This window comes from Aeromonas sp. S19(2024) (assembly GCF_041402625.1).
GTDB classification, from domain to species: Bacteria; Pseudomonadota; Gammaproteobacteria; order Enterobacterales; family Aeromonadaceae; genus Aeromonas; species Aeromonas caviae.
The window spans coordinates 352,357-375,569 of sequence record NZ_JBGLQU010000002.1 but is presented as its reverse complement, the minus strand read 5'-3'; the positions used below and the strand labels follow the sequence as shown (position 1 = coordinate 375,569).

Annotated in this window: 21 protein-coding genes; 12 read left to right on the top strand and 9 right to left on the bottom strand. The window is 63.8% G+C overall.

From position 1 onward, the window contains the following. Window positions 1-69 precede the first annotated feature (69 nt). Window positions 70-513: a carboxymuconolactone decarboxylase family protein gene (locus ACB037_RS06065; RefSeq protein ID WP_371175038.1), complete on the bottom strand. Its 444-nt coding sequence runs from the start codon at window positions 511-513 to the stop codon at window positions 70-72. A 119-nt stretch (window positions 514-632) separates the two neighbouring features. On the opposite strand from ACB037_RS06065, the gene ACB037_RS06060 reads away from it, so the two are divergent. Further along, window positions 633-1,541, top strand: coding sequence for a LysR family transcriptional regulator (locus tag ACB037_RS06060; RefSeq protein WP_371175037.1), 909 nt, complete (start codon window positions 633-635; stop codon window positions 1,539-1,541). Window positions 1,542-1,631: 90 nt separating this feature from the next. Here ACB037_RS06060 and ACB037_RS06055 read toward each other — a convergent pair whose 3' ends face one another. The 3 genes from ACB037_RS06055 to ACB037_RS06045 form a co-directional block, all read right to left on the bottom strand. Further along, window positions 1,632-1,961, bottom strand: a complete 330-nt coding sequence (locus tag ACB037_RS06055) for a DUF3634 family protein (protein ID WP_010673678.1) — start codon at window positions 1,959-1,961, stop codon at window positions 1,632-1,634. 95 nt (window positions 1,962-2,056) lie between these two features. Next, window positions 2,057-3,028: a nucleoside hydrolase gene (locus ACB037_RS06050; RefSeq protein WP_239053847.1), complete on the bottom strand. Its 972-nt coding sequence runs from the start codon at window positions 3,026-3,028 to the stop codon at window positions 2,057-2,059. 131 nt (window positions 3,029-3,159) lie between these two features. Beyond that, window positions 3,160-3,459, bottom strand: a complete 300-nt coding sequence (locus ACB037_RS06045; RefSeq protein WP_371175036.1) for a DUF3861 domain-containing protein — start codon at window positions 3,457-3,459, stop codon at window positions 3,160-3,162. 81 nt (window positions 3,460-3,540) lie between these two features. On the opposite strand from ACB037_RS06045, the gene ACB037_RS06040 reads away from it, so the two are divergent. Together ACB037_RS06040 and ACB037_RS06035 are read left to right on the top strand one after the other, a co-directional pair. Continuing rightward, entirely contained in the window at window positions 3,541-3,963 is a 423-nt protein-coding gene (locus ACB037_RS06040; protein WP_371175035.1) for a MarR family winged helix-turn-helix transcriptional regulator, read from the top strand. A 129-nt stretch (window positions 3,964-4,092) separates the two neighbouring features. Further along, window positions 4,093-4,662, top strand: coding sequence for a HutD family protein (locus ACB037_RS06035; RefSeq protein WP_029314060.1), 570 nt, complete (start codon window positions 4,093-4,095; stop codon window positions 4,660-4,662). Here ACB037_RS06035 and ACB037_RS06030 read toward each other — a convergent pair. After that, window positions 4,659-4,862 carry a hypothetical protein gene (locus ACB037_RS06030; RefSeq protein ID WP_039039209.1) on the bottom strand — a complete coding sequence of 68 codons (204 nt, stop codon included), beginning with the start codon at window positions 4,860-4,862 and terminating at the stop codon, window positions 4,659-4,661. The two genes, ACB037_RS06035 and ACB037_RS06030, sit on opposite strands and share 4 nt — an antisense overlap. 181 nt (window positions 4,863-5,043) lie before the next feature. Continuing rightward, on the bottom strand, window positions 5,044-5,484 hold the full coding sequence (gene azu / locus ACB037_RS06025; RefSeq protein WP_041213229.1) for an azurin: 441 nt from the start codon (window positions 5,482-5,484) through the stop codon (window positions 5,044-5,046). A gap of 299 nt (window positions 5,485-5,783) precedes the next feature. Between azu and ACB037_RS06020 the strand changes: the two genes are divergently transcribed. Continuing rightward, entirely contained in the window at window positions 5,784-6,827 is a 1,044-nt protein-coding gene (locus ACB037_RS06020; protein ID WP_371175034.1) for an FAD:protein FMN transferase, read from the top strand. Window positions 6,828-6,868: 41 nt separating this feature from the next. Here the strand turns inward: ACB037_RS06020 and ACB037_RS06015 are convergent, their stop codons facing one another. After that, a complete protein-coding gene (locus ACB037_RS06015) occupies window positions 6,869-7,294 on the bottom strand; it encodes an Hsp20/alpha crystallin family protein (RefSeq protein WP_371175033.1) in 426 nt (141 codons plus the stop codon). 270 nt (window positions 7,295-7,564) lie between these two features. Between ACB037_RS06015 and ACB037_RS06010 the strand changes: the two genes are divergently transcribed. From ACB037_RS06010 to ACB037_RS05980, 7 genes are all read left to right on the top strand, one after another. Beyond that, on the top strand, window positions 7,565-9,211 hold the full coding sequence (locus ACB037_RS06010) for a response regulator (RefSeq protein WP_042014219.1): 1,647 nt from the start codon (window positions 7,565-7,567) through the stop codon (window positions 9,209-9,211). A gap of 60 nt (window positions 9,212-9,271) precedes the next feature. After that, window positions 9,272-10,234 (top strand): ion channel, encoded by a 963-nt coding sequence (locus tag ACB037_RS06005; protein WP_029314056.1) that lies wholly within the window; start codon window positions 9,272-9,274, stop codon window positions 10,232-10,234. 242 nt (window positions 10,235-10,476) lie between these two features. Next, window positions 10,477-11,283: an exodeoxyribonuclease III gene (gene xthA / locus ACB037_RS06000; RefSeq protein ID WP_010673667.1), complete on the top strand. Its 807-nt coding sequence runs from the start codon at window positions 10,477-10,479 to the stop codon at window positions 11,281-11,283. A gap of 183 nt (window positions 11,284-11,466) precedes the next feature. Next, a complete protein-coding gene (locus ACB037_RS05995) occupies window positions 11,467-11,955 on the top strand; it encodes a hypothetical protein (RefSeq protein WP_371175032.1) in 489 nt (162 codons plus the stop codon). Window positions 11,956-12,238: 283 nt separating this feature from the next. Next, window positions 12,239-13,771 carry an efflux RND transporter periplasmic adaptor subunit gene (locus tag ACB037_RS05990; RefSeq protein ID WP_182951599.1) on the top strand — a complete coding sequence of 511 codons (1,533 nt, stop codon included), beginning with the start codon at window positions 12,239-12,241 and terminating at the stop codon, window positions 13,769-13,771. Window positions 13,772-13,844: 73 nt separating this feature from the next. After that, window positions 13,845-16,967: an efflux RND transporter permease subunit gene (locus ACB037_RS05985; RefSeq protein ID WP_371175031.1), complete on the top strand. Its 3,123-nt coding sequence runs from the start codon at window positions 13,845-13,847 to the stop codon at window positions 16,965-16,967. A 46-nt stretch (window positions 16,968-17,013) separates the two neighbouring features. After that, a complete protein-coding gene (locus ACB037_RS05980) occupies window positions 17,014-17,376 on the top strand; it encodes a copper-binding protein (RefSeq protein ID WP_202016733.1) in 363 nt (120 codons plus the stop codon). 73 nt (window positions 17,377-17,449) lie between these two features. Here the strand turns inward: ACB037_RS05980 and ACB037_RS05975 are convergent, their stop codons facing one another. Next, window positions 17,450-19,144: a pyridoxal-dependent decarboxylase gene (locus ACB037_RS05975; RefSeq protein WP_323909303.1), complete on the bottom strand. Its 1,695-nt coding sequence runs from the start codon at window positions 19,142-19,144 to the stop codon at window positions 17,450-17,452. Between the two features lie 176 nt (window positions 19,145-19,320). Beyond that, window positions 19,321-20,334 carry a lipoate--protein ligase gene (locus ACB037_RS05970; RefSeq protein ID WP_069785319.1) on the bottom strand — a complete coding sequence of 338 codons (1,014 nt, stop codon included), beginning with the start codon at window positions 20,332-20,334 and terminating at the stop codon, window positions 19,321-19,323. 468 nt (window positions 20,335-20,802) lie between these two features. Here ACB037_RS05970 and ACB037_RS05965 point away from each other — a divergent pair, with 468 nt between their 5' ends. Continuing rightward, a complete protein-coding gene (locus tag ACB037_RS05965) occupies window positions 20,803-23,190 on the top strand; it encodes a diguanylate cyclase domain-containing protein (RefSeq protein WP_371175116.1) in 2,388 nt (795 codons plus the stop codon). Window positions 23,191-23,213 lie beyond the last annotated feature (23 nt).

The following is a 23,213-nucleotide window of genomic DNA, read 5'->3' as shown; positions in this document are numbered from 1 at the left end:
CAAAACGGGCCCTTGTGCGGGCCCGTTGATAATCGTTTTCTCTCCCTCCCTCGGAGTCGGAGTCAGGAGTCAGGAGTGATCGTGTTCCATCCGGGTCGCCACGGCGATCCGGTTCCAGGCGTTGATGGTAGCCACCTGCACCAGACACTGGGCCAGCAGGGTTTCCCCCAGTTGGGCCAGCGCCGCCTCATAGGTCTGCGCCGTGAGCCCCTTGTCGGCGATCAGGGTCACCTCGTCGGTCAGGGCCAGCACCGCCCGCTCCCGGGCGTCGAACAGCGGCGACTCCTGCCAGGCGGCCAGCGCCAGCAGACGCTGGGCGCTCTCCCCGTGCTTCATCGCCACGTCGGCGTGCATCTCGATGCAGTAGGCGCAGCCGTTGATCATGGAGGCGCGCAACTTGATGAGCTCTTTGAGCGACAGGGGAATGTCGGTGCCCCCGAGGTAGGACTCAAGGCCCATCATGGCCGAGACGGCGGCGGGCACCTGGTTGGCGAGCTGGATACGGTGTGACATGGCAAGACTCCTGAGATGGACCCCGGATGGGGCGGTGAGCTGATTGTTCACTTTTTCATTGTTGATTAGAATATCGTCATAACCTGCAACAGTTTTGCGTTTATCGCAAAGGTGAATCCATGCTGGATCGCATCCGCATCCTGGCCCAGGTGGTGGAATCGGGCAGTTTCTCCCGTGCCGCCCGCGCCCTCAACCAGGCCCCCTCCTCCGTGACCCGTGCCATCGACGCCCTGGAGCAGCAGCTCGGGATCCCGCTCTTCAAGCGCAGCACCCGCCAACTGGTGCTGACCGAGCAGGGCGCCTATTTTCTCGCCCGCTCCCTGCCCCTGCTGGAGGAGGCGGATCAGCTGGTGCAATCCCTGCAACCCCTCTCGGTGGCGCCAGAGGGGCCGCTGCGGGTCTCGGTGTTCGAGAGCTTCGGCGCGTCCTGGCTCTCTCCCCGCCTGCCCGACTTCCTCGCCCGCTACCCCGGGGTACGCCTGGAGGTTGCGCTGGACAACCGCATGGTGGATCTCGATGCCGAGAACGTGGACGTGGCGGTGCGCATCGGCAAGCCCGCCGACAGCAGCCTGCACACTCGCCATCTGCTCACCAACCGCTCGCTGCTGGTCGCCTCCCCCGCCTATCTGGCCCGCCATGGCGAACCCACCCATCCCGCCGAGCTGGCCCACCACAACTGCCTCATTCGCGGCCATGGGCGCCAGCGCCAGCACTGGTACTTCCAGCAGGGCACGGAGCGCGAGAAGGTGGCGGTGCATGGCAACCTCGCCTCGGTCGGGGGCACGCCCCTGCTCTACGCCGCCCTCGCGGGGTGCGGCGTGCTGCTGCTGTCGAGCTGGATGGTGCAGCAAAGCATCGACGAGGGCACCCTGCTGCCGCTGCTGCCAGAGTGGTTCGCCTCCCCCTACGAGGATCGCCAGGACGAGATCCACGCGGTGTTTCGTGGCGGCCGCTTCCTCAAACCCCAGACCCGCGCCTTCATCGACTTTCTGGTCGAGGCGATCAGGCCCCTGCAAGGGCCGCGCTGACCGCAACAGGGCCTCCTGGCGAAACCCTGAAAACGCAGACGCCGGGCACAGGGCCCGGCGTCTGGAAATGAGGGTCGCCACGGCGACCGCTCAGCGTGATTTTCGCCCGTCAGGGCTTGGGGGGAGCCCCCGGTAATCCCCGTAGGGGAAGATGTTGCGCAGGCGCTGGGCCACGGGCTCGGGGATGGAGCGGGAGAAGACCAGCCTCACCCCGTTGCCGTCCCGCAGGCCCAGGATGCGCCCGCGCACCGGCTCATGGTGCAGGATCTGGGTCGCCTGGGTCACAAAGCGCGGCGGCACCGAGCCCCGCTTCACCACCACCTTGCCCGGCGCGAGCCGGACCTCGAACAGGGCGCCGCGCCCCAGCGTCATCAACCACCCGATCAGGGCTATCGCCACCAACAGAGACAACCAGGCCATTGCGTCTTCCTCCCGTCAACCCGATGTTCGCCAGTATAACCGGGGGCGCCTCACCATGACCCGGCCGCCATCACGCTTTCACTCACTGCCGGGCCTTATCGGCGCCCCTTGCCCCAGGCCACCAGGGTATCCCGATAGAGGGCGAGCAGGGCCTGATCCCGCACCGCGATCCCGACCTGCTGGGCCGGGCAGTCGGCCCACTCGTCATGGGGATGGCGGGTGTCGTCAAATTTTTGCAGGGTATGGCCGATGGCGGGCCCCTCGGTGATGACCCGCACCGGCCCCTTGCGCAGGGTGAACAGCGCAGGATCGATCACATAGGCGATGGCGGAGGGATCGTGCACATGGCACCCCGCCATGCCGATGCGCTCGGAATAGAAGCGCAGGTAGAAGCGGCTGACATCCCACAGGAAGCGGCCCGGCTCCCCCGCATCGTCCCGCAGGGCATCCAGATAGTCGGCGGTGAAGATGCTCTGCTGGGTGACGTCGAGCCCGATGATCACCAGGGGCCAGGGGGCGGTGAAGACCCGGTCCGCCGCATCGGGATCGTCGTGGATATTGGCCTCGGCATAGGGGGTCACGTTGCCGCGATGGCCGTTGACGCCAAAGGCACCGCCCATCACGACCACTTCTTTCACCAGGGCGGCTACCTCGGGGGCCGCCTCGAGCGCCAGCGCCAGGTTGGTGAGGGGCCCGATGGTCACTAGCGTGATCTCGCCGGGGTGGGCCTTCACCGTCTCGACGATGTATTGCCAGGCCGGGCGGGGATCCGGGATGAGGGTCACCTCCCCCGCCTGGACGTCGCCAAAGCCGCTCGGGCCGTGCACCACTGTCGTCGGCCCCACGGGCTCGCGCAGCAACGGCGCGGCGGCGCCCCGGGCCACGTCCGCCTTCATGCCATATTTTTGCTTGAGCCAGAGGGCGTTGCGGGTGCCGTTTTCGATGGTGGCATTGCCAAACACAGTGGTGATGGCGAGCAATTCGATGGCAGGGTGCGCCTCGGCAAACAGAATGGCCATGGCATCGTCGATGCCGGGATCGGTATCCAGAATGATCTTGTGGGTCATGGGTCCTCCGTGAAACGAGCTGCCAGTGTAGCGGGCCCTCGCCGCTTTGACAGCACCGGGATCACAACCTCGGGGTTTCCTTTGCATCAGGCATGCTGGCGGGACCACTCGCCCCTGGGGTCAGGGCAGGGTCACTCGGAAGGGGCGACCACGGCCTCCTCTCCCCTGGCGGTGCGTTTCAGTCGCCCCATGAATTGCTTGAAATGGGGGAGAAACTCCTTGAACAGCTCCTCTTTGCGATGCTGCATCATGACTTCGCCAAACAGCTTCAACCCGACGATAAACGCCTGATGTTCCTGCTCCGACATGGCCAGCTTCCCCTTGCTGAGCGCCAGGATGGCAAAGATGTCGTCGTGATTCTGGCAGTCGAACTGCAACGGGGGCACCTCGCGCTCCAGCGCCTGGACCTGTACACGATAAGTGTGTGGCATCTTTCATCTCCTCTCGGGCTGGGCTTTTGCCCATATGGTTGATAAAATCAATTAAACCCTTTTAAGTTGACTTTATCAACCATGAAGTTGTCAAACCGCCTCTTCCGGATCCTCGATCAGTACAAAATCGCCATGACCCAGCATTTCCGGGCACAGCAGATCGCCCTTAGCCCCCTCCATTACAAGGTGCTGCAACTGATCAATGCGCTGGATCCCGCCACGCCGCAGCTCATCGCGCAGCGGTCGGGCCGCGACAAGGCGCAGGTGACGCGCCTGCTGCAGGAGATGGAGAAACAGGGGCTCATCGAGAAGCGGCCCCATCCCACTGACAGACGCAGCATCTGTCTGGCCTTGACCCCGCTGGCCTGCGAGCGGGTCAACCAGGGGGAGCAGGAGGCCGCACGGCTCGACGAACGGCTGTGTTCCCTGCTGACGCCGGCGGAGATAGCGCAGTTGCAGCAACTGCTGGACAAGATAGAAAAAGGGCTTGAGTCGACCGATTAGGGTCAGCGTCAGGGGGGCCGCTGCCTGATTTGTGGCCAACCAGCGCGGCCTGTGCTGGCGGCGCCTTGTGAGCCACTCCCGGAGATGGTATCACTGGCCCCACTCTCCCCTTCCCGCCGAGGCGCCATCGTGATCACCCTGATTAAAGAGTCCGACCAGTTGAAAATGCCCTGGAAGAACAGGCAGGGCACCACGGCCCAGATCCTGATATCCCCCCCTGGTTCGACCCTGGACAAGCTCGACTTTGACTATCGGCTGAGCTCGGCCCCCATCAAGGAAGCAGGGAGTTTCTCACGCTTTCCCGGCTACCAGCGCATCCTGCTGCCCGTCAGCGGTGCCGGTTTCGTGCTCAACGGCCACCCCTACGCCACCTTCGAGGCGGCCCACTTCAGCGGGGATGACGAGACCCGCTGCGAGCTGCTGAAAAAAGAGGTGACGGATCTCGGGCTCATCTACCACCCGGCGCGCATCAGCGCCAACGTACGGGTGCTGAACCTGCCCTTCCCCCTCAGCCTCACCCTGGAGGCGGACAAGTGCTACCTCTGCCACCTGCTGGAGGGCCAGCTCACCGTGCAGGGGCAACAGGTCGCACCGGGCGAGACCCTGGTGGTGCAGGGGGAGGAGAGCATCCGCTTCGAGTGCGGCAAGAAGACCACCCTCGCCTTCTTTACCCTGCAGCCCAAGCAAGCCGCCGTTTAACGCCGGGGGGCACGGCCCCCGCTGTCGAGGCAGGCCTGCATGGTGTCATAGGGGGTATAGTGCCTGGTGCGGCTGTAGTAGGTGCCGCCCTTGGGGTGACAGATGCCGCTACGGCTCTTCTTCACCGGGGGCTCGGCGGCCAGCGCGATGGCACACAGCAGCATCAGGCAACAGCCAAGCATCCATTTCACTGCGTTCATGCTCTCTCTTCCGAAGGTGCGTAGGCGGGCCACTGGCCCATTTGCGGCCTATTGTACGCCGCTCATCCCCTTGCCACCCCAGACCAGATCATGAAAGTACCGCGACGCAGCGCAAGCGAAGACAAAAAAGCCGGGACCCTCCCGGCTTTTGCTTGTGCTGGCGGCGACACGACCCTTGGCACTACCCCACCTTGAAGCTGCCCTTCATCAGGGCGAAGTGGCCCGGGAAGGAGCAGAAGAAGGTGAGATCCTTGCCCGCAAGGCCGTCGGTCTTGAAGGTGACGCTGGTGCTCTCGCCGCCCCCCACCAGCTTGGTGTGGGCCAGGATCCTGGGGTCATCCTTGGGCAGGTAGTCGTGATCGACCCCGGCGCTCATGCCGGCGGTGGCGATGGCCTGATAGTCGGCGGTATTGGCCAGCACCCAGTTGTGGCCCATGTTGGCCACCGGCAGCTTGCCCGTGTGATTGAGGGTCACCGTCACCTCCTTGCAGGTGGCCGGCACGCTCATCGCGGTCTGGTTGTACTGCATGGCGTCATTGCCTTCGATCACCAGTGCGCACTCGTCGGCCAGGACCGGGGTGGCGAGGGAGCCAAGAAGCAGCAGGGTTAACACCTTTTTCATCACGTTCTCCTTTGATTGACGAAGGATGACAGCACAGGCATCTCGCCCCCGTGGGCGCGACCCGCAAAGATGCTGTCAGGATCGATCTTCATTGTATTCAAATGTCGCCGAAGGACGACCGCTTTTGGGCCAGCCTGCGGGCCCGGTCACTTCTTTTCTCCCGACCCCGGGCCCAAAGCGGGTTGATCAAATTCCCCTCCGGCTTAATTATTTGCGGCCTTCCCGCCCACGGCCACTCGCCAACACCGCAGCCGTTGGCTAAGCTGCTCCCCCGTCGATGACTCCCGCGAGAATGAGAGATGAAGTTCCCCTTTGCGCCTGCGCTGGCGCGCACCCTGCTGCTCTCCCTGATCCTGCTGCTTGGCGCCTGCCAGCCGGCCCCGACCCAGACCCGCATCCAGGGCAACACCATGGGCACCTATTATGCGGTGACCCTGAGCGACCCCTTTCCCGGCGGACAGGGGGCGCTGCAACAGGAGGTGGAGGCGCTGCTGGCACGCCTGAACAAGGAGATCTCCACCTATGATCCGGGCTCCCTCATCTCCCGCTTCAATCAGGGAACGGGGCAGCCCCCCCAGGTCATCCCGGCCACCATGGCGAAGATTGTGCAACAGGGCATTGACGCCGGGCACCTCACCCGGGGGGTTCTCGATGTCACCGTGGGCCCCCTGGTCAATCTGTGGGGGTTCGGGCCGGACAAGCGCCCGGTCAGGCGGCCCAGCGCAGAGCAGATCGCCAAGGCGCGGGAGCGGGTCGGCATCGACAAGCTCACCCTGACCCCCGAGGGGGATCACTTCCTGCTCGGCAAGGCCATCCCAGACCTCTATCTGGATCTCTCCACCCTGGGCGAGGGGGCGGCCTCCGACGAGATAGCCGGGCTGCTGGAACAAAAAGGGGTCCACAACTACCTCATCGAGGTGGCGGGGGCGGTGCGCAGCAAGGGGCACAACGACAAGGGCAATCCCTGGCGGGTGGCCATCGTCGAGCCCTCGGACAGACCGGGCGCCATCGAGGACGTGGTGACCCCGAACGGCATGGCGGTGAGCACCGCCGGCAGCTATCGCAACTATTACGAGCTCGACGGCAAGCGCTACTCCCACATCATCGATCCCGCCACCGGCGAGCCCGTGACCCACAAGCTGGTCTCCGCCACCGTCATCACCCCCACGGCCCTGGAGGCCGATGCCCTCGACACCGCCCTCATGGTGATGGGCCCCGAGCAGGCGATGGCCTTTGCCAGGGAGCACAAGCTGGCGGTCTATCTCATCGAGAAGACCGCCACGGGCTTTGCCGCCAGCCACACCCCCGAGTTTGCCCCCTATCTGGTGCGCAAGCAGCCCTGAATGACGAGGCCCCGCAGTGCGGGGCCTCGTTCACTGACCGCCTATTCGATGGGGATGCGGTGGGGCGCGGGGCTGGCCGCCTGCTTGGGCAGGCGCAGGGTGAGGATGCCGTTGTCAAAGCGGGCGCTCACCTGCTCTGGCGACACCTCCACCGGCAGCTCGACGCAGCGCGACACGCTGCCATAGTAGCGCTCGCTGCGCAGGGCCCGTTCATCCTTGTTCTGGCTGTCAAACTGGCGGATCTCCGCCTTCAGGGTCACCAGCTTGCCGTGCACGTCCACGTGGATGTCCTCCTTCGCCACTCCGGGCAATTCCGCCTGCAGCAGGTAGTCATCCCCGCTCTCCCGCAGATCCAGCTTGATCTGGCCGGGCAACGGGTCCCCGTGCAGGGGGCGGATGTAGAAGCCGGAGGCCATGTCGTGGAACAGATCATCAAACAGGCTGGTGCGACTCGGTAGCAAACTCATCTGATCCCTCCTTGTGAGCGGGCAAGGGAGCAGACGGGCACCCTGCCCCCTGCCGCCTCCCGCATGCTGACGCTCTTCAAGTCTAAAAACCGGGACGTCGCCTGCCAGTGCCAACTCGCCTTCCCTTGACCGGGATCAAAGGCAAGACACCCTTTTTTTCACCCAAGGTCTGCGGGAAAAACCGAGGGGCCTCCCCATGTGCAATTGCCTGCCTGCGGACTTTGGTGGCACACTTCTCCCACCAGCCCGTAGCGCCTTGATGCCAGACAGATGCAGACACCGGACTCCGTACCCGAGAAGAAACCCCAGCCCAAGCCCAAGCGCATCCTGCTGGTCAACGAACAGCGTTCCTTCCAGATGATGATGAAGGCAATGCTGATCAACATCGGCATCAACCGCATCACCTACACCAACTCCGCCGACGAGGCGCGCCGCCGCTGCCAGAAAGAGAGCTTCGACATCTATCTGCTCGACTATGAGCTGGGGGCGGGCGAGAACGGCCGCCAGTTGCTGGAAAGCCTGCGGGATCAGCAACTCATTCCGCCCCAGAGCGTGGTGATCATGGTCAGCAGCGACGGCTCCCGCGCCATGGTGCTGAGCGCGCTGGAAGCCGAGCCCGACGAATACCTGATGAAGCCCTTCTCCCAGGAGCAGTTCTCGTTTCGCCTCAAACGCGCCCTCGCCCGGCGCCAGGCGCTGGAGAGCGTCTTCAGCGCCCTCACCCGGGACGATCTGCCCGCCCTGGTGGAGGCCTGTGCCAAACAGGCGGACGCGGTGCCCCGCTTTGCCAACTTCTGCCGCTGCCTGCAGGCCGACACCCAGCTCAAGCTGGGCCAGGCCAAGGAGGCTCGCAGCCTGATGCGCCAGCTGCTGGCGGGGCAGGAGAACAGCTGGGCTCGCCTCACCCTGGGCAAGGCGTGCCATACCCTGGGTCTGCACGAGGAGGCGGTGAGCCACCTGCAAGCCACCCTGAAACACACCCCCCTGATGGTGGAGGCCTACCTCTGGCTCGCGGAGTCTCTGCTGGCGCTGGGCAATGACGAGCAAGCCCAGCAGGAGCTGCGCCGGGCGGTGGACATCTCTCCCCAGTCGGTGCAGCTCTCCCGCCGTCTGGCGGAGGTGTGCCTGCAACGGCACGACTACGCCCAGGCCAAGGACGTGCTGCTCGCCCTCATCGACTTGTCGCGCAACTCGATCCACCGCACGCCGCATTATCTCGGGGCCTATATCCAGACCCTCACCTTGTACGCCCTCAACAGCAACGACGGCTACCACATCGCCAACCTGCAAAAGCAGGTGAACTCCGCCCTGTCGCGCATCCGCGACTCCCTGATGATGTCGGAGTTCAACTACCCGGTGTTCGAGCAGATCTGCCAGGCCCGGGTGCGCATCGCCCTGGGGGAGCTGCTCAAGGGCAAGAAGATGCTCTATCGCGCCAACCAGAACTGGCTGGACGAGCCCGCCACCATGCCTCCGGCCCTCCTTGGCGAGACCATACTCGCCCTCTATCAGCTCGGGGAGTTCGAGTACGCCGAGAGCCTGCAATCCCTGCTGGCGGAGGATGAGGATCGGCTGCTCACCACCTGCATCCAGGTGACCCGGGATGACAAGACGGTGCAGGAGCGGCGCCAGCGCTATCAGCAGCTCAACGATCTGGGCATCAAGGCCTATCAGGCCGGGGAGCTGGAGCAGGCCCTCGGCCACTTTCGCGAGGCCCTGCGCCGGGCGCCCGCCAATACCGGCGCCGCCCTCAACAAGATCCAGGTGCTGCTGCAACTCATGCAGAAGAACCGCAAGAGCCCGGAGTTTGGCGCCGAGTGCAAGGAGACCCTGGAGGTGCTGGAGGGCATCCCCCTCAACCCCGCCCAGCAGGAACGTTTTCGCAAGCTGCGCCAGGAATATCATCAGCACAGCTGATATCCCCCCTCCTCCCCTCACCTATGCTGATACTGACTCAGGGAAGGGAGGGGCAACACCATGGCAATGTGCCGATACCTGGTGGCCGATGGCCGCCACTGCACCGAAGAGGCAGGGGATCATGATCTCTGCCGCTGGCACGACCCCGCTGCGGCCCACAACACCCCTGATACCGCCGAGGCGCTGGAGCGCTATGTGCGCCAGGGGGGCCTGTGCCACGGCCTGCAACTGGCCCGCGCCGAGCTGGCGGATCTCAACCTGGTGAACAGGCAGGGTCCGGAGGGATTCTTGCTGGAGCAGTGCAACCTCTATCGCGCCAACCTGCGAGGTGCCCATCTCTACGGCATTCGCATCAAGGGCGGCAGCCTGATGAAGGCCGATCTGAGCGAAGCGAACCTCCACTGCGCCACCCTCGACGACGTCAACCTGCTCGGCATCCGCTGGAAGAACACCCGCCTGGACAACCTGGAGACGGGCAAGCGGCTGATGCAGGACAGAAAGGGGCGCCGCGAGCGGGACCCGGCGCAGGCCCGCGTCTGGTTCAAGGAGGCGGAGGAGACCTACCGGGATCTGCGCAAGGCCTCGGAGGCCCAGGGCATCTTCACCATGTCCGGTCGCTACATCCAGCAGGAGCTCACCATGCGCCGCCTGCAGATGCCGTTCTGGTCCTACCGCCGCTTCGCCTCCTGGATAGTGGATCTCTTCTGCGGCTACGGCGAGGCCCCCATGCGGGTGGTGCTCTTCTCCCTGCTGCTCATCGTCATCTGCAGCATTTTTTACTTCTTCTGCGGCCTCAACTTCGCGGGCACCCACCTCATCTATCGCCCGGACGCTCCTCTGGAGCAGAACGCCATCTTCCTGATGGAGTGCCTCTACTACAGCGTGGTGACCTTCACCACGCTGGGGTATGGGGACTTCACCCCGGTGGGGCTGTCGCGGATCTTCGCCGCCTTCGAAGCCTTTACCGGCAGCTTCACGCTGGCACTGTTCGTGGTGGTGTTTGTCAAGAAGATGACCCGCTAGAAACCTGTCCACGATCTTGCTGGGAAGCCGCTTCCAAGGCTCATGTGCTGCTCGCTTGTGTGTCGCCAGGCGCTCCCATGCACTCAGGTTCCTCTGCTGCGCGTCACCTTGCTGACAGCCTCACGCGACAGATCGTGAACAGATTCCCGAGCCGCTGCGCCAGTCACAGCCCCCGAACTTGCATCCATCGCGGATTCCTAGTCCAATAAGCGACGAACAAAAACGACATGAGCACCCCGAACATGAAGATCATCTCTTTCAATATCAATGGCCTGCGCGCCCGTCTTCATCAGTTGCAAGCCCTTATCGACAAGCACCAGCCGGACGTGATCGGCCTGCAGGAGATCAAGGTGCACGACGAAGCCTTCCCGGTCGCGGACGTGGAGGCCATGGGCTACCACGTGGTCTTCCACGGCCAGAAGGGGCACTACGGGGTCGCCATCATGAGCAAGCAGGCTCCCATCGAGGTGCAAAAGGGTTTCCCCACCGATCCGGAAGATGCCCAGCGCCGCATGATCATGGCCAGCTTCAAGCGGGAAGACGGCTCCGTCATCAAGGTGATGAACGGCTACTTCCCCCAGGGGGAGAGCCAGGATCACGAGACCAAGTTCCCGGCCAAGCAGAAGTTCTATGAAGACCTGCAGCACTACCTCGAGACCCACCACACTCCGGACGACCAGATAGCGCTGATCGGGGATATGAACATCTCCCCCACGGATCTCGACATCGGCATCGGCGAGGCGAACCGCAAGCGCTGGCTGCGGGATGGCAAGTGCTCCTTCCTGCCCATCGAGCGTGAATGGATGGAGCGGCTCAAGGGGTTCGGCCTCACCGACACCTTCCGCGCCGCCAACCCCACCGAGTGCGAGCGCTTCTCCTGGTTCGACTACCGCTCCAGGGGCTTTGACGAGAACCGGGGCCTGCGCATCGACCTCATCATGGCCTCCGACGCCCTCAAGGACAAAGTGACCGAGACCGGCATCGACTACGAGCTGCGCGGCATCGACAAGCCCTCGGATCACGCCCCCATCTGGACCTGCTTCGCCTGATCCCCTCGTCAGGCTAGCCCTCGCCAAAAACCCCGGCCCCCGCCCATGCGGGGGCTTTTTCTGTTCACTGCCCCGCCCTTTTTTAATCCATGTCAATTCCCAGGCAGACGGCGCTTGCCAGGCCTTGACCTTCTCCTTTCGGCAAGGTTTAGATTCGGCCCATCCGTCACAGGGAAACCACCCATGCTCTCATCGAGATTGCCCACCACGTTCATCGCCCGGCTGTTGCTGGGGCTGATGCTCGTCTGCAATCTCACCCTGTGCATCGGCTGGCATGGGGCGGCCACCGCCCTGCCAAGTGACGCATCCGCATCCATCCTGGCTCCGGCGCAGTCCCCCTTGTCTCATGGACTGCACCAGAGCGAGCCTGTGCAGCACTCCGCCATGCACCAGACCGATACAGCCTCCCTCTCCTGCCACGGCGGCCCCCAGAGTGAGGCGGCCCCGCCCGGGGAGGAGTGCCAGATGCAGAGCGGCGTCTTCGGCGCCACCAGTGCGCCACCCCTGCTCGGCCTGCTGCTGTCACTGCTGCTTCCCCTGCTGTTGCTCCCTTCGTGGCGCCTCGCCCCCCTGCTGGACAACTGGTTGCGGGATCCCTTCCTGCGATCCCGCGGCACCCACCCTCCCTCCTGGCCGCGCCGACACCTGATGCTGTCGGTGCTGCGCCACTAGAAAGCGCTTCTCTCGCGGCAGCAACAAGCCTCGGCTTGCCCGTTTTCTGCCGCCTTGCCTGACCCTGTGCCCCGGCCAAGCCGGCCCGCTCGCAGGGAGCCGTGCGCACTGACACAGCTGCGCCCCGTTTGCCGCCTCGTGGTGATGCCCTGCCCGCGCACACCACCACACAGGCGGCCTGACAGAAGAGAAGAGATATCATGTCATCCACCCCCGTTATCCGGTCTGCCTGCACGCGGCCGTGCCAGTCCCCCCTTCGCCTCCTGTGCGTCGGAGGCTTGTCATGAACAAGACGCTGTTGATGTCCGCCCTGCTGCTCGCCCTCGGCGCCGGTGGCGGCTACTGGGCCGCCAAACAGACCGGTGCAGGCCCCGCCGCCAAAGAGAAGACGCCGCTCTACTGGGTCAACCCCATGGATCCCCGCGACAAGCGCGACGGCCCAGCCAAGGACAACATGGGGATGGACTTTATCCCCGTCTATGAGGAAAAACAGGGCGGCTCACCGGGCACAGTCACCATCAGCCCCGAGATCCAGCAGAATCTTGGGGTGCGGCTCGCCAAGGTGGAGAAGCTCCCCATCCACCAGCAGATCGAGACGGTGGGCTACGTCGGCTATGACGAGGACAGGCTGGAGGCGGTCAACGCCCGCATGGCGGGCTGGGTCCGCACCCTCGCCATCAAGAGCGAGGGACAGCAGGTGAGCAAGGGAAGCCTTATCTACGAGCTCTATGCCCCGGATCTGGTCAACGCCCAGCACGAGTATCTGCTCGCCCTCAACACCAGCAACCCTCTGTTGCTGCGCGCCGCCGAAGGCAAGCTCAAGTCCCTGCAGGTACCGGCGGATCAGATAGCGGCCCTCAAACGCACCCGTCAGGTGCAGGAGACGGTGCGCATCTATGCCCCCAGCAGCGGCTATGTCTCCGAGCTGAAGGTACGCGAAGGCCAGTATGTGGAGCCCGCCGCGGCGCTCTTTAACATCAGTACCCTCAAGCAGGTGTGGGTGAGTGCCGAGGTGTTCGAGCGTCAGGCGGCCCAGCTGAAGGTAGGCGATCCGGTCACCATGACCCTCGACTATGCCCCCGGCCGCCACTGGCAGGGCCGGGTCGATTACCTCTACCCGACTCTGGATGCCACCACCCGTACTCTCAAGGTACGGCTGCGCTTTGCCAACCCGGACGAGTTCCTGAAACCCAATATGTTCGCCAAGGTGACCATTCAGGCGGGCAAGGGAGAGCCGCAATTGGTGGTGCCGAGCGAAGCGGTGATCCGCACCGGCAGCCAGGACCGGCTGGTGCTGGCGCTGGGGGATGGCAACTTCAAGTCGGTCGCCGTCACTCTGGGCCCCCAGTTTGGCGACAAGGTGGCCATCAAGGCAGGGGTAGAGGCTGGGGATAACATCGTCAGCTCGGCCCAGTTCCTGCTCGACTCGGAATCGGCCATCGATTCTGACTTCCAGCGCATGACGGCGGTACGCCCCGCCCAGGTGTGGACCCAGGGGGAGGTTGAAAGCATCGATCTGGCCAACCGTACCCTGATGGTCTCCCACCAGCCCATCCCCGAGTGGCAGTGGCCCGCCATGGAGATGGAGTTCACCGTGGCAGATGGGGTCGATATCAGCAAGCTGGCCGAGGGGCAGACCCTCCATCTGCAAGTGATGCAGGAGGGTGATGAGTACCGCATCACCACTATCCATCAGGAGAAGTCACCCGCTACTGACGGCGACGCCAAGCCTGTGGCAGATGAGATGGGCAAGATGGAAGGCATGGACCATAGCCAGCATCAGATGGCGATGCCCGAGATGGAGAAGAAGTCATGATCCCTGCCATCATTCGCTACGTTGCCAACAAACAGGCTCAGCTCTCTGCACCCAATGAGCAAGGAGCCCAATCATGATCCCGTCAATCATTCGCTGGTCCATCGGCAACCGCTTTCTGGTGCTGCTATTGACCCTCATGCTCACCGCCTGGGGACTCTGGTCGGTGAAGCAGACTCCGGTGGACGCCCTGCCGGATCTCTCCGACGTGCAGGTGATCATCAAGACGGCCTACCCGGGCCAGGCGCCTCAGGTGGTGGAGGATCAGGTGACCTACCCGCTCACCACCGCCATGCTGGCGGTGCCGGGGGCGACCACGGTGCGCGGCTACTCCTTCTTCGGTGACTCCTTCGTCTATGTGCTGTTTGACGACAGCACCGACCTCTACTGGGCCCGCGCCCGGGTGCTGGAGTATTTGAGCCAGGTCGCACCCAACCTGCCCGCCTCCGCCCGCCCCCAGCTCGGCCCCGATGCCACCGGGGTGGGCTGGGTCTATCAGTACGCGCTGGTGGACAGAACCGGCAAGTATGACCTGAGCGAGCTCACCTCGCTGCAAAACTGGTTCCTCAAGTACGAGTTGCAGACGGTGGAGGGGGTCTCCGAAGTCGCCACCGTGGGCGGCATGGTGCGCCAGTATCAGGTGCGGGTCGACCCGGACAAGCTGCGCGCCTACGGCATTCCGCTCTCCCTTATCGAGACCGCCATCAAGCAGGGCAACCAGGAGACCGGCGCCTCCGTCATCGAGATGGCGGAAGCGGAGTACATGGTGCGCTCGAATGGCTATCTGAAAAGCGTGGAGGACTTAAAACAGATACCCCTCGGTACCACTGTGCGCGGTGCCCCGCTGCTGCTGGGCGACGTAGCGGATGTGGTCACCGGGCCCCAGAGCCGGCGCGGTCTGGCCGAGCTCAACGGCGAAGGGGAAGTGGTGGGCGGCATCATCGTCATGCGTTACGGCGAGAATGCCCAGCACACCATCGACGGGGTCAAGGCGCGACTCGCCCAGCTGAAAAGCAGTCTGCCGGAGGGGGTGGAGGTGGTCACAGTCTACGATCGCTCCGACCTTATCCAGCGCGCCATCGACAACCTCTCCGGCAAGCTGGTGGAGGAGTTCGCGGTGGTGGTGCTGGTCTGCCTCGGCTTCCTGTTCCACCTTCGCTCATCCCTGGTGGTGGTCATCTCCTTGCCCATCGCCATCCTGACCGCCTTTATCGTGATGCACCTGCAGGGGATCAACGCCAACATCATGTCCCTCGGCGGCATCGCCATCGCCATCGGCGCCATGGTGGATGGCGCCATCGTGATGATCGAGAACGTCCACAAGCATATGGAGCGGGAGACGCTCACCGACAAGAACCGCTGGCGCATCATCACCGAGGCGAGCATAGAGGTGGGCCCCGCCATCTTCTTCTCCCTGCTGATCATCACCATCAGCTTCCTGCCGGTGTTTGCGCTGGAGGCGCAGGAGGGGCGGATGTTCCACCCCCTCGCCTACACCAAGACCTACGCCATGGCGGCCGCGGCCGGGCTCGCCATCACCCTGGTGCCGGTGATCATGGGCTACTTCATCCGCGGCAAGGTGCTGGCGGAGCAGGCCAACCCGCTCAACCGCTGGCTGAGCCAGGGCTATGTGCCTTTGCTCAAGGCCGTCCTGGCCCGCCCGAAAACCACCCTGGCCATCGCCGCCGTGGTGACGGTGGCGGGCTTCTGGCCGCTCAAGTACCTGGGTTCCGAGTTTATTCCGCCGCTCGATGAGGGGGACATCATGTATATGCCCACCACAGCAGCAAATATCTCGGTGGGCAAGGCGCGAGAGATTTTACAGCAGACCGACAAGCTCATTCGCACCGTGCCCGAGGTGCAGAACGTGTTCGGCAAGGCGGGGCGCGCCGAATCGGCCACCGACCCCGCCGACCTGGTGATGATGGAGACCAGCATCCAGCTCAAGCCACGCGACCAATGGCGCCCCGGCATGACCCCGGAAAAGCTCAAAGAAGAGCTCGACTCCCTCATCCGCTTCCCCGGTCTCACCAACGCCTGGGTGCCCCCCATCAAGACCCGCATCGACATGCTGGCCACCGGCATCAAGACCCCGGTGGGCATCAAGATTGCGGGGCCCGATCTCAAGGTGATCCAGCAGCTCGGCCAGCAGCTGGAACAGATCGTCGGCAAGGTGGAGGGCGCCTCATCGGTCTACGCCGAGCGGGTAGCGGGCGGCCGCTATGTGAAGGTGGACATCGACCGGCTGAAAGCGGCCCGTTACGGCCTCAATATCGCTGACGTGCAGGCGGTGCTCGCCACCGCGGTGGGCGGCATGGAGGTGGGTCAGACCATCGAGGGGCGCGAGCGTTATCCCATCAACCTGCGCTATCCCCAGAGCTATCGCGATTCGGTGGCCAGCCTCGAACTGCTGCCCCTGGTCACCCCCAAGGGTGAGCGGATCGCCCTGGCGGACGTGGCGCGGGTCTACATCAGCGACGAGGCGCCCATGCTGCGCAGTGAAAACGCGCGCCTCAACGGCTGGGTCTACGTCGATATTCGCGGCCGCGATATCGGCTCCTTCGTCGATGAGGCCAAGGCCGAGGTGGACAAACAGCTGGTGCTGCCGGCGGGCTACGCCCTCACCTGGTCCGGGCAGTACGAGTACATGGAGCGGGCCAAGGCACGCCTCGCCTACGTGGTGCCATTGACCGTCGCCATCATCGTGCTGCTGCTCTATCTGGCGTTTCGCCGCTTCCAGGAGGTGCTGCTCATTCTCACCACCTTGCCGCTGGCGGTGGTGGGCGGGATCTGGACCCTCTGGCTGCTCGACTTCAACCTCTCGGTGGCGGTCGGGGTGGGCTTTATCGCCCTGGCGGGGGTGGCGGTGGAGACCGGCGTCCTGATGCTGGTCTACCTCAACCACGCCTGGGATGACCTCGTGGCCAGCGGCAAGCCGGACAAGGCGGGGTTGCACCGGGCGGTGATCCACGGCGCCGCCCTGCGCCTGCGCCCCAAGATGATGACGGTGGTCACCATCATCGCTGGCCTGCTGCCCATCATGTGGAGCCATGGCACCGGCTCCGAGGTGATGCAGCGCATCGCCGCCCCCATGATCGGCGGCATGGTGACGGCGCTGGTGCTGACCCTGCTGGTACTGCCCGCCGCCTACTACCTGTGGCGCAGCCGCAGCCTGCCTGCTTATCAACAATCCGAATGACCCGATTTCCCAACCCTTTTCGACTGAACGATTGAAGGAAAACACCATGAACTACAAGACGCTGACCCTGACATTGCTGCTGGGCCTCGCTACCCACACCGGCCTGCAGGCCGAGGAGATGATGAACCATCAGGGCCACGACATGGGCCAGATGAGCCAGATGGAAGGCATGAACGAGATGGGCGAGATGGCGATGACCCAGGGGGTCATCAGCCGCATCGACGCGGCCAGCGGCAAGGTCGGCATCAAGCACGAGGCCATCGCGAACCTCAAGATGCCGGCGATGACCATGGTGTTTCGGGTGGCCGATCCCACACTGCTCAAGGATCTGAAAGTGGGGGATGCGGTGCGCTTTCACGCCGAAAACCCGGCCGGCAAGCTCACCGTGACCGCCATCCAGAAACGGTAACCACTGCCTTGAGCCATAAAAACGGCGGGATTATCCCGCCGTTTTTATTTATGACATCACAAGATGCGGCTCTTCAGCCACGAATATGCGCGATAAAGGCGTCGATCTGCTCGCGGGTGCAGGCGGGGTTCATGAAAACCGCCTTCTCCCCGGCGATATAGGAATACTTGCCACGCTCGTCGTATTCCGAGTGCGCCACCGCCTCCACCCAGTTGGTGTAGAGCCCCACCTTGCCGCGTCCCTTGAATAGGCTGCGGTGGTAGTCGGTGTTGCGTGCCAGCCGCGCCTTGTAGGCCGCATCCGGGCTGCGGGCCAGCTCGAAGGCGAATTCGGCTTCCGGGTCCTGCACCCACTCGGGGTTGTAGATCTTGAAGCCGACACTGGGCCCCTGATTCTCCTGGGCCACCAGCTTGACGTTGCCGAGCTGGCTTAACCGGAAGCGGAAGTAGTTGGCGTTTTGCAGGCAGTGGGCCAGCACGGTGCGATACCCCTCCACCCCCAGGTAGTTGAGGGCCGCATAGGCACCGAACAGGCCGCTCGCCCCCCGGGAGCACTCGATGGTGGATTGCAGGTGGGTCTGACCCTGGATGTCCCGCTCAAAGTAGGAGAAGTTCTCCGGATCGTTCTCCATCGCCTTGAGATCGCTCTGCTCTTTTATCATCACCAGGCTGGAGGTGTAGGGCACATAGCCCCACTTCTGGAAGTCGACGGTGAAGGAGTCGGCGTATCTGAGCTCGGCGAAACGGCTCACGTTGCGCTCGATCCCCGCGAGCGTCGCGGCGTTGATGGCGAGCGGGTTGGCGGCAAAGTCGTAATCCAGGAAGAAGATCATCGACCAGCCGATGGCGGCGTCGACGTGGATGTGGGGCCTGACCGCCACCTCGAACCGCTCGCACAGCCTGTCCCGCAGCTCGACCACGGGTTTGACCCTATCCACCCCGAAGGTGTCGGTGGTGCCCATGGTGAGCATGATGGTGGGCACCACGTGATGAAGGGCGAAGCAGGCGGTCAGGGTACGTTCGAGGTGGTCGAGATCGATGTCGTTGTTCTCGCCGACCTGGATGCGGATGGTCTTGTTCTCGATGTCCACCCCGAGCAGGGAGAGGTTGGTGATGTTGGAGTAGTGACCGCCCTGGGAGTTGATGATGCGGTAATCCTGATAGTGGCCTAGCCCCTTGTGCTTGGCCTGTGGCAGGCTCTTGCGGATGCCGAGCAGGTAGCCGTAGAGGTTACAAAACGTCCCCCCCTGGGTGAAGATGCCGGTGGCGCGAGCCGGGTCATAACCCGCCAGCAGCGCTATCTGGCGCACCACTTTCTTTTCCAGCTCCTCGGCAACCCCAGCGTATTCGGAGTAGACCAGGTTGGGATTGGCCAGAATGCCCATCTGGGCGCCATAGATGGCGGGATCCGCCGACATGGTGATGACGTTCTCGACGCTGGAGGGGTTCTCCCAATCCTTTGACAGGGCGCCGGCAAACAGCAGCTCCGCCATGGGCTCCCCCGGCGTGCGCATGGTGGCTGGCACCGGCATGGTTTCGCAGAGATCCGCCAGGCGGGCGCGACCATCGGGCCAGGCATTGAGCCGCGCATCCGGCGCCAGTCCGCGGGCGCGAAACTCGTTGAGGGTGGCAAAGCCGGGCTCGCGAAACACCGGCCAGAGGTCGGGGTTGCGTGAGAAAAAGTGGGCTTTGACGGTGGCAAAACGGCGGGCGAATTCGGGGGAGACGGCGTTGACGCCCTCATCTTTCAGATAGACCAAGTGATTCATTTTTATACCATTGATACTGCTGAGGTGCGGTTTTTATACTCCAGTGACACCTCTATCAACAGAGACAATAACTAATGGTCTGCCCTACTTTTTGTCATGTTGGCGCCCTGATGGGCGCCGCGCCCCCTCTCCCCTCTTTTCCCCTGTTCATCTTGTGATCCTGGTCATGGGCAAGGTCAGCGCAGGGCGGTCAGCAGCCATGCCGAAAACCCTTCCAACTCGGGGTTGGCCGAAAACGTCGCCCGCCACTGACGCAGCAACGCGGCGATGGCGTCGGGACGATAGGCCACCCCGGGCAGGCGTGCGGCCAGGTCATCCAGGGGAGCAGGGTCCAGGGTGTCGCTGAAGATCTGTGCCCGTCCTATCACCCCCTTCTCCACGTCGAAATGAAGCTCGACCCCACCCCAGGGGAAACGCTCCTCCAGCAGGTGGCTGAAGGCGGGAGCATGGCCGAAGTTCCACTCCCAGCTGCGTTGGCGGGCAAAAGTCTCGGCAAAGCCGGGCAGGTCGGGCATCCGCTCGGGGGAGATGTGCTCGGGCTGCACCACCTCACCGTGATGGGCAAAGAAGGCGTTGCACAGGGCCTGCACCACCTGCTCATGATCCAGACCAGGCAGCAGCTCGCCAAGGTTCGCCACCCGGCTTCTCACCGAGCTGATGCCCTTGGCCGCCAGCTTCTTGGGGTCGGGATTGAGGTAGTGGGCAAGGCGGCCGAGATCGGCATCCAGCAGCAGGGTACCGTGGTGAAAGCCGCGATCATGGGTCTCCCGGTAGGCCGAACCCGACACCTTGCGATCCCCGTCCGGGGTCGCCACCAGCAGGTCGTTTCGCCCGGAGGCAAAAGCGCTCACGCCGAGTCTGGCGAGGGCATCGATGACGATGGTGGTAGAGACGCTCTTGTCATAACCGGGCTTGCCCGCCATGAAGGTGAAACAGCTGTTGCCAAGGTCGTGGAACACGGCGCCGCCCCCGCTGCTGCGCCGGGCCAGGGTCACCCCGTCCTCTTCCATGCGGCGGGTGTTGCACTCCTTCCAGGGGTTCTGGGCCCGGCCTATCACCACCGTATTGTCGTTGCGCCACAGGAACAGCACCCGCTGGGCCGGGTCCATCTGGCGAAAAATGCACTCCTCCACCGCGAGGTTGAACAGGGGATCGTGGGAGTCGGAAAGCAGCAGGCGCAAGGAAGACATGACAGGACCTTCTCGGGAAACAGGAAACGGATGACTACCATACCACCCTGAACGGAGGAAGGCGTCCCCCGACCGCCACAGGTCGACACCCGATCGGGGAAAGAGCATCAACTTCTGATACGACAGGAGAAGACAAGAGGGAGTCGCCGAAAACATGCAGTTTGTCATTAACAGGCGAGAAGAGAGGCGGCAGCCACCCCTCTTGGAATGACACCTTATGCCCTTGTCACCGGGCCGGTGACGGGTTGACAAGGTTTCAAAATGAGCCGTGACGCCCATTGACGTGATGAATGACACAAAAATGACTTTTACTGCCTCCCGCGCCCCATCTTATTGGGGCCTGCTCCCCTTGCGAATGGCAGGAAATTGTTTGACTCTAGCCAGAAGAGCACCTCCCGAGAGAACAGCGGTATGACGGAGTCCGATGCATCTCGCCAGCCTGTACGCTGGCTTCTGCCCTTCTGGGTGATGATTGCCACCCTGACCACGGCTCCCCTCAGGGCGGATGAGCGCGTCATCCTGCAACTTCCCTGGCAGCACCAGTTCCAGTTTGCCGGTTACTACGCCGCCATCGCCAAGGGGTTCTACCAGGAGGCCGGTCTGCAGGTCACCCTGCGGGAGTCGGGGCCGGGCACCGACGTCATCAATGAAGTCACCACGGGTCGCGCCCAGTTCGGCATCCGCGGCAGCGATCTGCTGTTGGCTCGGGCAGCTGGCCGCCCAGTGGTGGTGCTCGCCGCCATGTTGCAGCACTCCCCCCTGATGCTCATCACCCTGGAGCGGCCGGATATCCAGACCCCGGGCGATCTGGCCAACAAGCGGCTGATGCTCGAACCCGGCTCCAACGAGCTGCTCACCTACCTGCATCGCTACACCCGCAGCCGGCAGTGGGATACCCTGCCCTACGAGCGGGGGGTACAGGCACTGCTGAGGGGCCAGGCGGACGCCATCAGCGCCTACAGCACAACCGAGCCCTTCACCCTGCAGCAACAGGGCATTCCCTACCGGGTGTTCAGTCCCCGCGACATCGGGTACGACTTCTACGGAGACAACCTCTTCACCTCGGAAAATGAGGTCTTCAACCAGCAGGAACGGGTCCAGCGCTTCTTGCAGGCCAGCCTCAAGGGGTGGCGCTATGCCATGGATCATCCCGAGGAGATGATCAACCTGATCCTGGAGCACTACCCCAGCGGGGCCGGGCGTGAGGCGCTCGCCTTCGAGGCCCGTGAAACCCGGGCCCTGATGCAGCCCGACATCATCGAGCCCGGTTACATGCAGCAGGATCGCTGGCAGCAGATCGCCCGCACCTACCAGGAGGCCGGGATGATCAAGGCGGTGCCCAACCTCACCCCCTTCCTCTACAACAGTACCCAGGCGAGCCTTCGCCAGCAGCGCCAACTGCTCGACAGGAGCGTGGCCATCGCCATGCTGATCTCCTTCTCCCTGCTGGCCCTTCTCGGCGTCTTCCTGCACCTCTATCTGCGTCTGCGGGAAGAGGCCAGTGACCGACAGCGGCTCACCCGGGAACTGGCCCAGCGCGAGCAGCACTACCGTTTCGTGGCGGAGAACAGCGGCGACGTGATCTGGACCATGGACACCGACAGCCTGCGTTTTCGTTACATCAGCCCCGCCATCGCGTCCCTGAGCGGCTATGAGCCCGCCGAACTCTTTGCCCTCTCCCTGCGCCAGCTGCTCCCCGATGAGTCCTGGAAACAGCTTCGCGACGGCATCACCGCCTCCCTCGAGGCCTGGCAACGGGGGGATCATGGGCAGACCCGGTGCGTCATCCACTCCCAGCTGCGCCACAAGCAGGGTCATCTGGTGGCCATCGAGACGGTAACCACCTTGCATGGCAGCGCCAGCACAAGACCGGACGCCATTTTGGGGGTGACCCGGGATGTCACCGAACGTTCGGCCCGGGAGGAGATGATGCGCCGCCTCGCCTTCTATGACCCCCTCACCGGCCTGGCCAACCGCCGCCTGCTGCAACAGCGGCTAAAGGAGACCCTGGAGCAGGCTCCCCAGCAGCCCCTGGCCCTGGTCTTCATCGATCTCGACCACTTCAAGCCCATCAATGACACCTTCGGCCACGAAACCGGCGACCTGCTGCTCAAGCTGGTGGCCGAGCGCATGGGGGAGTGCGTCAGGGAAGAAGATCTGGTGGCACGCCTTGGGGGGGACGAATTCGTCATCATGCTGCCCGATACGGATGCCTCGGCCCTCGCGGTCGCCGACAAGCTGCACCACTGCCTGCATCACCCCTTCCAGCTTGAGCAGCAGGCGCTGCGCATCTCCGGCAGCATAGGGGTCGCCCTCTATCCGGATCACGGCACCGACCCCAAGACCCTGATGCACCACGCCGATCAGGCCATGTATCAAGCCAAGCACCATGGCCGGGGCAGGGTCTGCCTGTTTTCCACCGGGCAGGATCCCCTCCCCGGCACCCTGCAATGGCAGCCCGCCCACGCATGCGGCCACCCCCGCATCGATGCGGACCACCGCCAGCTCTACCTGCTGGCCAACCGCTTGCTCGAGCACATGCAGGATCCCGGCATCCATCCCGATGCCTTGCTGGCAGACATGGCGCAGATATTCGAGATGGCGCGCCAGCACTTCCTCCTCGAAGAGCAGGTCCTCGCGCAATATGGCTATGAGGAGCTGGCGGCCCATCGCCAGGAGCACCAGCATCTGCTGAAAAAAGCCGGTCAGCTGATGGCGGCCGCACAGGCGGGCACCCTTGGCAACGACGCCCTGCTCAACTTCATCATCCAGGAGCTGGTCGTGGGTCACATGAGCCAGGCGGATCGCCGTTATTTCCCCCTGATGAAAACCTGCGATGCCCGCGAGGCGGTGTGATACCCGAAAACAGGGGGCACGTG

What these genes read in the sequence shown, in the direction of transcription:
- ACB037_RS06065 (WP_371175038.1), bottom strand. Translation starts at nt 513, where the DNA reads ATGTCACACCGTATCCAGCTCGCCAACCAGGTGCCCGCCGCCGTCTCG.
- ACB037_RS06060 (WP_371175037.1), top strand. Translation starts at nt 633, where the DNA reads ATGCTGGATCGCATCCGCATCCTGGCCCAGGTGGTGGAATCGGGCAGT.
- ACB037_RS06055 (WP_010673678.1), bottom strand. Translation starts at nt 1,961, where the DNA reads ATGGCCTGGTTGTCTCTGTTGGTGGCGATAGCCCTGATCGGGTGGTTG.
- ACB037_RS06050 (WP_239053847.1), bottom strand. Translation starts at nt 3,028, where the DNA reads ATGACCCACAAGATCATTCTGGATACCGATCCCGGCATCGACGATGCC.
- ACB037_RS06045 (WP_371175036.1), bottom strand. Translation starts at nt 3,459, where the DNA reads ATGCCACACACTTATCGTGTACAGGTCCAGGCGCTGGAGCGCGAGGTG.
- ACB037_RS06040 (WP_371175035.1), top strand. Translation starts at nt 3,541, where the DNA reads ATGAAGTTGTCAAACCGCCTCTTCCGGATCCTCGATCAGTACAAAATC.
- ACB037_RS06030 (WP_039039209.1), bottom strand. Translation starts at nt 4,862, where the DNA reads ATGAACGCAGTGAAATGGATGCTTGGCTGTTGCCTGATGCTGCTGTGT.
- azu (WP_041213229.1), bottom strand. Translation starts at nt 5,484, where the DNA reads ATGAAAAAGGTGTTAACCCTGCTGCTTCTTGGCTCCCTCGCCACCCCG.
- ACB037_RS06020 (WP_371175034.1), top strand. Translation starts at nt 5,784, where the DNA reads ATGAAGTTCCCCTTTGCGCCTGCGCTGGCGCGCACCCTGCTGCTCTCC.
- ACB037_RS06015 (WP_371175033.1), bottom strand. Translation starts at nt 7,294, where the DNA reads ATGAGTTTGCTACCGAGTCGCACCAGCCTGTTTGATGATCTGTTCCAC.
- ACB037_RS06010 (WP_042014219.1), top strand. Translation starts at nt 7,565, where the DNA reads ATGCAGACACCGGACTCCGTACCCGAGAAGAAACCCCAGCCCAAGCCC.
- ACB037_RS06005 (WP_029314056.1), top strand. Translation starts at nt 9,272, where the DNA reads ATGGCAATGTGCCGATACCTGGTGGCCGATGGCCGCCACTGCACCGAA.
- xthA (WP_010673667.1), top strand. Translation starts at nt 10,477, where the DNA reads ATGAAGATCATCTCTTTCAATATCAATGGCCTGCGCGCCCGTCTTCAT.
- ACB037_RS05995 (WP_371175032.1), top strand. Translation starts at nt 11,467, where the DNA reads ATGCTCTCATCGAGATTGCCCACCACGTTCATCGCCCGGCTGTTGCTG.
- ACB037_RS05990 (WP_182951599.1), top strand. Translation starts at nt 12,239, where the DNA reads ATGAACAAGACGCTGTTGATGTCCGCCCTGCTGCTCGCCCTCGGCGCC.
- ACB037_RS05985 (WP_371175031.1), top strand. Translation starts at nt 13,845, where the DNA reads ATGATCCCGTCAATCATTCGCTGGTCCATCGGCAACCGCTTTCTGGTG.
- ACB037_RS05980 (WP_202016733.1), top strand. Translation starts at nt 17,014, where the DNA reads ATGAACTACAAGACGCTGACCCTGACATTGCTGCTGGGCCTCGCTACC.
- ACB037_RS05975 (WP_323909303.1), bottom strand. Translation starts at nt 19,144, where the DNA reads ATGAATCACTTGGTCTATCTGAAAGATGAGGGCGTCAACGCCGTCTCC.
- ACB037_RS05970 (WP_069785319.1), bottom strand. Translation starts at nt 20,334, where the DNA reads ATGTCTTCCTTGCGCCTGCTGCTTTCCGACTCCCACGATCCCCTGTTC.
- ACB037_RS05965 (WP_371175116.1), top strand. Translation starts at nt 20,803, where the DNA reads ATGATTGCCACCCTGACCACGGCTCCCCTCAGGGCGGATGAGCGCGTC.